7 protein-coding genes and 3 pseudogenes are annotated in these 9,610 nt (G+C 58.6%); 6 read left to right on the top strand and 4 right to left on the bottom strand.

What is annotated here, in order from left to right; genetic code table 11:
* Nucleotides 1–169: 169 nt before the first annotated feature.
* On the bottom strand, nt 170–277 hold the full coding sequence (locus tag P0D96_RS46760) for a DsbA family protein (RefSeq protein WP_408321014.1): 108 nt from the start codon (nt 275–277) through the stop codon (nt 170–172).
* Between the two features lie 31 nt (nt 278–308).
* On the opposite strand from P0D96_RS46760, the gene P0D96_RS46755 reads away from it, so the two are divergent.
* Nucleotides 309–800, top strand: a complete 492-nt coding sequence (locus tag P0D96_RS46755) for a LysR substrate-binding domain-containing protein (protein WP_408321012.1) — start codon at nt 309–311, stop codon at nt 798–800.
* A gap of 321 nt (nt 801–1,121) precedes the next feature.
* On the opposite strand, the gene P0D96_RS46750 is transcribed toward P0D96_RS46755, so the two are convergent.
* Nucleotides 1,122–1,823: a TetR-type transcription factor C-terminal domain-containing protein gene (locus P0D96_RS46750; protein ID WP_408321010.1), complete on the bottom strand. Its 702-nt coding sequence runs from the start codon at nt 1,821–1,823 to the stop codon at nt 1,122–1,124.
* Nucleotides 1,824–2,049: 226 nt separating this feature from the next.
* Between P0D96_RS46750 and P0D96_RS46745 the strand changes: the two genes are divergently transcribed.
* On the top strand, nt 2,050–2,709 hold the full coding sequence (locus P0D96_RS46745) for an SDR family NAD(P)-dependent oxidoreductase (RefSeq protein WP_408321008.1): 660 nt from the start codon (nt 2,050–2,052) through the stop codon (nt 2,707–2,709).
* Between the two features lie 218 nt (nt 2,710–2,927).
* On the opposite strand, the pseudogene P0D96_RS46740 reads toward P0D96_RS46745, so the two are convergent.
* Nucleotides 2,928–3,249: pseudogene (locus P0D96_RS46740) on the bottom strand (DDE-type integrase/transposase/recombinase); the annotation flags it as partial.
* 239 nt (nt 3,250–3,488) lie between these two features.
* On the opposite strand from P0D96_RS46740, the gene P0D96_RS46735 reads away from it, so the two are divergent.
* The 4 genes and pseudogenes from P0D96_RS46735 to P0D96_RS46720 all read left to right on the top strand — a co-directional run bounded on the left by P0D96_RS46735 (nt 3,489) and on the right by P0D96_RS46720 (nt 8,099).
* Nucleotides 3,489–4,367, top strand: coding sequence for a tyrosine-type recombinase/integrase (locus P0D96_RS46735; protein WP_408321006.1), 879 nt, complete (start codon nt 3,489–3,491; stop codon nt 4,365–4,367).
* A gap of 8 nt (nt 4,368–4,375) precedes the next feature.
* The gene (locus P0D96_RS46730) at nt 4,376–5,596 is read left to right on the top strand and encodes an IS91 family transposase (RefSeq protein ID WP_408321004.1); all 1,221 of its coding nucleotides are present in this window, start codon (nt 4,376–4,378) and stop codon (nt 5,594–5,596) included.
* Nucleotides 5,597–5,955: 359 nt separating this feature from the next.
* A pseudogene (locus P0D96_RS46725) lies at nt 5,956–6,168 on the top strand (transposase domain-containing protein); the annotation flags it as partial.
* Between the two features lie 1,007 nt (nt 6,169–7,175).
* Nucleotides 7,176–8,099, top strand: a complete 924-nt coding sequence (locus P0D96_RS46720; RefSeq protein ID WP_256458551.1) for a DMT family transporter — start codon at nt 7,176–7,178, stop codon at nt 8,097–8,099.
* Between the two features lie 724 nt (nt 8,100–8,823).
* Here the strand turns inward: P0D96_RS46720 and P0D96_RS46715 are convergent.
* A pseudogene (locus tag P0D96_RS46715) lies at nt 8,824–9,326 on the bottom strand (IS481 family transposase); the annotation flags it as partial.
* Between the last annotated feature and the right edge of the window lie 284 nt (nt 9,327–9,610).

The raw sequence follows: 9,610 nt of genomic DNA, 5'->3' as shown, positions 1-9,610 counted from the left end.
CCAAATTGAGGCTTTTGAAGCAGCGTCTGTGTTGCTCCAAGCGGTGACTAGAATGAGCTCCCGCCGTCGCACACGGGATCTCGCCGCAACGTAAGGCCAGGCGACCAAACTTTCATGCTGGTCTGCCGCAGCGTTGATTGCGCCGTCGCGTTCAAGCAAGCGACGGTGGTCAGTGTACTGTGCCGAGAAAATGGTCGAGCATCTCAAGTCGATCGTTGCCCCAGAACAGGCGATCATTGGCTGCAAACGCGGGCGCACCGAACGCGCCTCTCTCGATCGCGTCATTGGTGTTCTGCTCGACCCAATCCTTGTATCGTGAAGATATCCCGGATGTGGCGCTGATCTACGACATGGATGATCTCGCGCGCCAGGTAGTGCTTCACACGATTGGCGAGCAATCACCTTATGCACTGCTACCAGAAGGTCATCGGCTTGCCAGGCAGAGTGTCGTAACGATCCATGACCTAGTCGATGAGCCGTTTTTCCTCCTCGACATGCCACACAGCCGCGACTATTTTCTTTCGTTGTTCCGGCTGGCTGGCGTATCGCCGACGGTTGCGCTGGAATTGCGCTCCGTCGAGATGATCCGGTCGCTGGTCGCGAACAGGCATGGCGTTTCGATTCTCGTGACTCGCCCGGTCGGCGATTTATGCTATGACGGGCGTCCGATCGTGTGCTGTCCTTTTGACTCCACTGTGCCTGCGCAACGGGTTGTCGTCGCAGCGCCGCAGACCACACAGTTGCCGAGGCCGGCTGCCGCGTTTCTTGAGGTGATGCGCGACCGGTTCATGAAGTCCTGAAGAACCGAACTGCCTCAATACACTATCGCTCACGAACCCGTAACACGCGCCGCGTACACTTTCAACTCTCGAATCATTTCCAGGTAAGCGCACCTGTCTCATCGGCACCAACGGAGCAAGGAATTGCTCGACGTGTGGCAAACCATATAGGAATTGACGAAGCGACTGCGAACATGCCGTGGCCGTTCTTTCCGAACGGCGGTTCAACGATCATTTGTCCTTGACCGCCTGCCGCCTGAAATGCCGCGAACCAGGTCGCTACGGCGTCTGGGCAATACGAATTTGCGGTCGGCCAGTCGATCGCCTGACACCCCGCACCAGCTAGGCCAGCGGACGCGGCGACTCGCTTGTGCGCGTGCCGTCGAGAAATTCTTCTGCATCGACTTTCGACGGATCTTCGATCAGTGCCTTGACCGGCGTGCCCGCAAGCGAGCGTTCGAGAATCTCGACCAGCGACACGGCGATTTGCGGCCCGCTCCATTGCCCGTCAGGCTGATACCACTTCCGGCTCCAGTTCATCGCGCCCATGACCATGAAGATGGCGAGTTTCGGATTGCACGGCACGATGCTGCCGTCCGCAATGCCTTCGCTGACCAGCTCGCGAAGACCATGTTCGAACTTGTCACGGCGCTTGACGATCGCGCGCATATGCGTGGGCTTCATTGCGTTTTCTTCGAGCAGCACGACGTAGCTGCCGTCTTCGCCGAGCATCAGATCCACGTAGCGCCTGAGTGTCATCACGAGCTTCTGCAGGCCGTTACCGTTGCTCGCCCGCGCCTGCGTAAGAATTTCGACGGCGCTGTTCATCGCCGAATCGTGGCAGAAGTACAGCAGTTCTTCCTTGCTCGGTACGTAGGTGTAGAGCGCCGCCTTAGTGACGCCGAGCTTCTTGGCAATCTCAGCGAGAGACGTTCCGTGATACCCACGCCTGTTGAACGACGCAGCTGCTTCGCGCAGAAGCACGTCGCGCTTGCGATCGAACTGTTCGCTCGCGCCGAGCACCGCATTCTTCCAGGTGCTCATCGTGCTGCTCCAATCGTCAAAGAAAATGCCTTCATACTTGCTGACGCCTTACTGAAATGATCTGATCGGGCGAACCCGCTTCACCGGTTCATCGAATTGTCGATCACGCGCAGTCCTCTGACCAGTGCGCTGGAATTCTAACCTATCAGTAGGTCCGTCACCCAGCAGGTCAATTAGCTACTACACTGAAATTTCCCCGATCTTCCCACGCCAGGACGCCACCCTCATGCCAGAACCCATCTCCGTATCGAAGCTTCGGCCCATTGTGGCCGTCGTCACCGGCGGCACGGCCGGAATCGGCCGTGCGTGTGCCAATGCGTTGCTCGCAGCCGGCGCGGCCGGGGTGCTTCTGAACGGCCGCAACGCGGAGCGCGCGGACCTCGCGCGCACGGAATTGCAATCCACCTATCCTCATGCGCAAATCGCCGTCTCCCTCGGCGACGCCGCGCAGCCCGTCGTTGCCGAACGCATCATGGCCGACGCGATCGCCGCGTTCGGGCGTATCGATCTGCTGGTCAACTCGACGGGCGGCAACGATCTGCCCAGGCTGTTGCATCAGACGCCGCTCGAAGCGATTCCCGGCATCCTGGAACGCTGCCTGTTCGCGCAACTGCTTTGCAGTCGCGCGGCGCTCACGCACATGCGCGAAGCAAAGCGCGGCGCGATCATCAACATCGCATCCGATGCGGCCAAGCTGCCGACACCCGGCGAGAGCCTGATCGGCGCGGCCATGGCCGGCATCGTGATGTTCACGCGTGGACTCGCCATCGAGGCGAAGCAGGGGTATTCGTTCGATCCGTGCAAAATCTGGCGGTGGCGGCGTAAGAAACCGCTTGTAGCAAGGCTCTGTGGCCTCACAGGCTTTTGCAACTTGACGGATTTTTAACTCGTTGATCTGAAAGTGATTTTTCGTGCAAACCGCCAGAAAATGCACGGAAAGTACGAATACCCCAGGAAGCACTTCGCGTTACCCCGACGGCCACCGATCTATCAGGCGACATCAACCAGGCGCTCTTCTTGTATCGAAACGAGCCATTGCCTATTTTTGACGCTTTGTCGCATTAAGGGTGGCTAGGCGAAGGATCGCGATATGAGGAGGAATGCTTATGCAGTCCACAGGTAGAATTGCTCGGCAGGAGTTTGTCGGATGTCACCATCTTTCATTTGCTCCTTGGCGATCATGTGCATCAGCTCGATGCCACCTAAAAGGATATGAACACAACGAAAATCCTTAAACCCGAACATCGGTCGAGTCCTCCCCTTGATCGCCCGATGGTCCTGCTCGATGGTGTTGGTAAGGTACTTTGACCGGCGGATACTGATCGACGTTGCTCGCCTCGAGCGCTGCCGGATTCGCCCCACTCTTATCGATCGTCACCGCGTGGAGTCGCCGCTTCTGCCGCTGTCGCGCCGCCGACAGAAGGAACATTCATCGCTCCACCCTGCATCGACTACGCAAACCGCGCGACAAACACCCGCTCCGCATAACGCTTCTTGTACTAAACCGCTGACGCGGTAGTGGGAGGCGGGCACAGGTCGATGGCTGACGTTTCATGAAGAGGGTCGTCTGGCGCTGAACCCCAGCGAGGTGGTGAGCGGTATCGCCAGGAGCAGTATGTGAACGCCCGGTTGGGCATTCCATCCACTGCTTCCAGGAGGCTCGCCATGACGCCACTGCGCCAACGCATGCTGCATGACATGCAGATCCGCAACCTTGCGGATAATACCCAGAAGTCCTATCTGATTCAGGTATCCAGTTTCGCCCGACACTTCCGCCGCTCGCCCGAACTGCTGGGTCCCGAGGAGATCCGCGCCTGGCTCGTCTACCTCCGCGAAGAACGCAAGCTGGCACCCGCCAGTCTCGGCGCAACGATCGGCGCACTGCGTTTCCTCTACCGTGTGACGCTCAAACGTGACTGGAGCGACGAGGATTTCCCGCTGCCGAAGAAGCCGTTCAGACTACCGGTCGTCCTGAGCCTCGAGGAGATCACCACCTTCTTCGGCTCCATTCCCAGCCTGAAGCACCGGGCCATCCTGATGGTTGCCTACGCAGCCGGCCTGCGGGTGTCGGAGGTCGTCCACCTGAAGGTCACCGACATCGACAGCAAGCGCATGGTCATCCGTGTGAACCAGGGCAAGAATCGCAAGGACCGGTACGTGATGCTCTCGCCGCGGCTGCTCGAGATCCTGCGAACCTACTGGCACGACGCCCACCCGCGCGAGTGGCTGTTTCCAGGCAACATTCCCGGACACCCCATCAGCCGCGATGCCGTCGGCCAGGCATGCCAGCTTGCACATAAGCGCAGCGGGATCCAGAAGCCAGTAACACCGCATTCTTTGCGTCACGCGTTCGCCACACATCGGCTGGAAGCCGGTACCGACGTGCGCAGGATCCAGCTGCTCATGGGCCATAGGTCCCTGTCCACAACTTCGCGTTACCTTAAAGTGGCCACCAGCACTGTGTGCGCCACCACCAGTCCCTTCGACCTTCTTCCGCGCCCTGAACCCATTCCGTCTGCACCCGCTGCGCCCGAGTACTTCTGAACCTGGCGATGAGACCGGCGCTCGAAGTGGCGGACATCTTCCTCCGCCGCGGCCCGCAGTACAGGCAGACCCATGCCGACGCCCTCAGTCGTGCCCAGCGGCGCGCGATGAGCGCGATCGAACTGTGCCGCACCGCCGCACTCGGCGGACATATTGAGCAATGCGATACATGTGGGCATCAACGCATCACCTACAACTCGTGCCGGCATCGCGCCTGCCCGAAGTGCCAGTCACTTGCCCGTGCGCAATGGCTCGAACGCCGACGCGCCGAACTGCTTCCCGAGGTGGAGTACTTTCATGTGGTCTTCACGCTGCCAGAACCCGTTGCGGCACTCGCGTACCAGAACAAGCGCGTGCTCTACGACGTGCTGTTCCGCACCAGCGCCGAAACGCTGCGCACGATCGCCGCCGATCCAAAACATCTCGGCGCGGAAATCGGCTTCCTCTCGGTCCTGCACACGTGGGGGCAGAATCTGCTGCACCATCCGCACGTGCATTGCGTCGTACCAGGCGGCGGCATTGCCCTGGATGGCGAGCGCTGGATCGCCTGCCGGCCCGGCTTCTTCCTGCCCGTGCGCGTGCTCTCGCGCCTGTTTCGCCGCCTGTTCCTCGAGCAACTGCGCCGCGCTTTCGACGCCGGCGGGCTGCGTTTCGATGGCCAGCTCGAACGCCTGCGGGATCCCCAGGCGTTCGCCGCGTGGCTTGCGCCCACCGCCCAGGCCGAGTGGGTGGTCTACGCCAAACCACCGTTTGGCGGCGCCCAACAGGTGCTCGACTACCTGGGCCGCTACACGCATCGCGTCGCCATCTCGAATAACCGGCTGCTGCGCTTTGATGGCGATTCGGTGCTGTTCCCGTGGAAGGACTACCGGCACGAAGCCCGCCACAGGACCATGATCCTGACGGCCGACGAGTTCATCCGCCGCTTCCTTCTGCATGTACTGCCCGGCGGCTTCAAGCGCATCCGCAGCTACGGCTGGCTCGCCAACTGTCACCGGGCAGCGCAACTGGCCACCTGCCGGCGGCTGCTCGGCGTCGAGCCGCCCGTCGCTGCGTTACCTGCCCCCGGCGAGGACTACCGTGACCGTTACCAGCGGCTCACCGGCAGGTCACTGCGCGATTGCCCCGTGTGCGGCAAGGGCCATATGGTCCGCATCGACGGCGCGCTGCCTGACGACAGGCCTGACATCCTGCCCCGGGCTCCACCTGACCCCAGCCATGTTCACTGACCGGCATCACCATCGCCTCGAGCACGTTGGTCTTCCCCCATGCGGCCAACGCGAACCCACTCGTGCTCCGGCGTTCTCGCTCCATCACAATGCCGCACAAGTGCGCATTACCTGCCCGTTGACCAGCGTATTGCCGTTGTCTTCGCGCGACCGGCTCCGTCGGATTGTCCGGCTCTGTCGCCCAATGACCACGCGCCGGGTCTCGCGAATCACAGCGCCGTGCATTCAATGCCCATAAAAACGAGCGCCTGCGGAGCGGTTTAGCACAAACGTTTTTTTGATTACCGATCGCGGACTGGCCCCGACCGACCTGTTTGCGCGTCCGTGGCCGCGATCGCCAATCAAAAAAACCTCTGCCATTTGCCGGCTCCGACAGTGGCGGCGAACGCGCGGCCGCGATGTATGCGCTGATCGGCACTTGCACACTCAATGACGTCGATTCACGTGCCTACCTGGACTATGTGCTAACTCGCATCGCTGACCACAAAATCAATCGCATCGACGAGCCCCTGCCTTGGCGTGTGGCCGACAAGCTGTACAAGCCAACCAGTCCACCGAATCCCGCTACCTGACCAGACAGGTCTAGATCACCATCATGCCTCACGCGCACGCGCATGGACGAATGGCCCAGGCGAGCCGCTTACTCTTCTTCCCAAACCACCGAAATTTCTTCGGCGAATACGCCATCTGAATCGGATGAGCCGTCGACACGGCGTGGTGAAAGGACTGGACGGGCAGGCGATCAACTGCCCGTCATCGGGTCCGCGTAAAGCTTGCGCAAGTGGTGCACTGGATTCGGGCAGCGTGGATCGAGCAGAAGCTCATCGAGCGTGCGTGGTTGCCTCGGTTGTCCCAAAGGCGTGTTCTCGGCGTAATCCAGGAGAGCGCGCTCAATTTCGCATGAACACTTATATGACAACTCGGCATTGCAAAGATGCCGATATATCATTGGAATTTTTATTTGTTCAATCGCACAATCTAACAAACAAAGGGTGTCGAAAAGGCATTGTCAATTTGAGCAAATCGATGTCACGAATATCCCACTGCGATAGATGTTTCGCTCTATGACGTCGCCCCGCGAACCGATTTGAAACTCAGAATGGTGATCATTTCCCATTTTTTCAGGAAATATTTTGGCCAATTTGCTTCAGATGGCAATGCCAATTTTTCTAGCAAAATTGTAATGAATTTTAAATGAGTGTGCGGCACGCTAGGTATCCTAGAAGAACGTGATGAGCCGATCATCGCTGACGCGTGCGTTCCCCCTGATACCGCAGATGTCCTTCAATCAGAAGGAATGACGCCGGACATGATCATCGCAAATCTTCGATAAAAGATCTGCTGCCAAGTTCGACATCAGAATATTCTGAATGCCCAGAGTTCGTGGTCGAGACAACGATAAAGGTAGGACGGCCTGCACAATTCGATTTCTCTGCGCCAATTTTTTGCCGCCGGCGCGGAAGCGGTATTGAGGTCATGCTGACACGATGGCGCCTCGCATTCAGTCAAGACGCCTCTCTAACTCTCGATTGCCGCGGACGTAATTTTCCAGTTTCCTATTTTCAGGAGATGTTCCACCATGTCTGCCCCGTATTTCCTGTTTCCTTTCATCGCAATACTGCTATGGGCGGGCAACATGATGGTTTCGAAGCTGTCGGTCAATACCATCGATCCGACGGCCATCACGTTCTGGCGACTTGTTGTTGCTGTCGCACTGATGAGTACGTTTGTGCTGAAACCGGCGTGGCGGAATCGCGCCGTTATCGTGCCGCAATTGCCCAGACTTGCGTTTCTAGGCTTTCTCGCCATGGCGCTGTTTCAATGCCTGGCATACCAGGCAGCGAAAACCACCACCGCAACCAGCATGGCGATCATCACATCGCTCGTGCCGCTCCTGACGATGCTTCTCTCCGTGTTGTTGTTGCGCGAAGCGCCGACAGTGGGCATGCTATACGGCGGCGTTCTATCCTTGAGTGGTCTAGTCTACCTGATCAGTTCAGGAAACCCGGCGGCACTTCTCGCAGGCGGCGACCACGTGGGCGATCTGCTGATGCTGATTGCGGCTCTGGCTTACGCGCTATACGGCGTGTTGCTGCGGTGCTGGCACTTCGGCCTACCGTCATGGCAGTCGACCTATTTGCAGTCAATCGCCGCGCTGATCTTCATGCTGCCTTTCGAATTTCGGTTGCCGCTGCACACGGCGCTACCGAATCGGGCGAGCTTGCCGTTGATCGCATATGCGGGTGTGCTTGCTTCCGTCGTAGTGCCGTATTTCTGGGTACAGGGAGTCAAATATCTGGGCCCTAACCGCTGCAGCATGTTTATGAACATGCTACCTGTCGTGACAGCCGTCATCGCGGTTGGCTGGTTCAGAGAACGTTTGCATGTGTATCATTTCCTAGGCGGCGGAGTCGCTCTTTTGGGTGTATTGCTGGCGCAGATGCTTCGCCGACCGTTGCTGATCGACGCGTGGCGCGACTCAGAGGCCGGCGAAATGAGGTAGGTGCGAACCCATGGACGCCAGCGGGTTCAGCTACAGATGGGGTGCAGAGTGATTGTCACAGGCGAGAGCTAGTCAAAAGAGAGTGCTTAAATTGACGCTAGTAAAGTTCATCTGTGGAGCAATACCCCCAGTAGCAATATCATGCAATGGTGAGCGGGGCGGCGCTGGATGGCTTCGGGTGGATATCGCTGACGAGAGTCTACGGGCTGAGTGGGGCAGGAAACTTGAGATATCGGATGTCGTGGTATGAGCTACCACACGCGGTAGACATTTCTGTTTCCCTCTGTCTGCGCGCCGCACCAGCCTGTGTTCCGGTTGGAGGAAACCAATGCTTGCTATTCCATTCCGCTTGACGACAACTAGGCTCGGGTATCGCACCTGTTCATCGAATGGTCCCACTGCCGCAGGCGCCCGTGAATCGATCCACGTGATACGCTAAACAGCACACTCTGGGTGTCGGTGAATCGCGAAAGATAACAATACCTGCCCGCAACCTTTCCACCCCAGCAGACCTGTTATAGCCACTGGCCGCCGTGGCGACGGGACATCACCATGAAGCGTCTTGCGCGAACTGGGACTAGACGTTCCAGACTTGTTTGGAGTCGGAACAAACAACGCTTTACGCTCAAAGACCGTCTAACAATACCTAGCGCTTTCTACTGCCGGAGACCATGCAGTTCGGGGCAATCCCATAGGCCGTCGAATGGCAGTCAGTTGGCAGCCGTGTCTTACGGTCGTAGAGTTTGGCGAACGCCACCTTCGAGTAGGTATCGACAAAGGTCTGCTGATAGACGCGACCCACGGCCTTTGAGCGTACCGGCTTAGAACGTGTCTTGGGCGCTGAAGCAGCCTGGGGCATTCAGATTCGAATCCACCGTGCGTTTCCTTTTCCAGTTTCGCGCGCTCGAGCGCACCTAGCTGTGATTCGGTCAGCACCAGCCCTTCCTGGACGGGCTTCGCCTCCACCACCTTCAGGCGCTTGTTCATGATCACGAGGCCTAGCGCAGCCAGATACTCTACGCCCCCTGCGGCGAGACGCTGAGGGCGTGGCGTTTGAGCGCCCCGTTGGCGATACTGATCTGACCATGGACGAGCAATTCCAGCATCAGTTCGATCACCGCGGCCTCGACCTGCGCATGCACGCGGTTCTGCATCAGCGGGTGGTCGCGAGATTTCCTGCAGGGCCGCTTCGCCGCCCTTGTCGTATAGTTCCTTGAAGCGGTAGAAGGGCATTGTCAACTTAAGCAAATTGGCCAAAACATTTCCTGAAAAAGCGGGAAATGATCGCCATTCTGAGCATCAAGTCGGTCCGCGAAGGGACGTCACAGCGCGAAAACATCGCTCGCAGTGGGATGTTCGTGACGCCGTTTTGCTTAAATTGGCAATGCCGGCAAATGTGCCGTATAGCACAATGAGACGGCAAGCGTCGGCGACGGGAGTCATGTTGCGCCCATTCCAATGGAGATTCATGAGACTAACGCCGCGCTCACGGTCAAGCTGCTCGACCAGTC

Source organism: Paraburkholderia sp. RL17-347-BIC-D, from assembly GCF_046027915.1.
In the GTDB taxonomy this organism is placed as follows: domain Bacteria; phylum Pseudomonadota; class Gammaproteobacteria; order Burkholderiales; family Burkholderiaceae; genus Paraburkholderia.
Note: the sequence above shows the minus strand (reverse complement) of the source record. Positions and strands in the feature narration are given on the sequence as shown.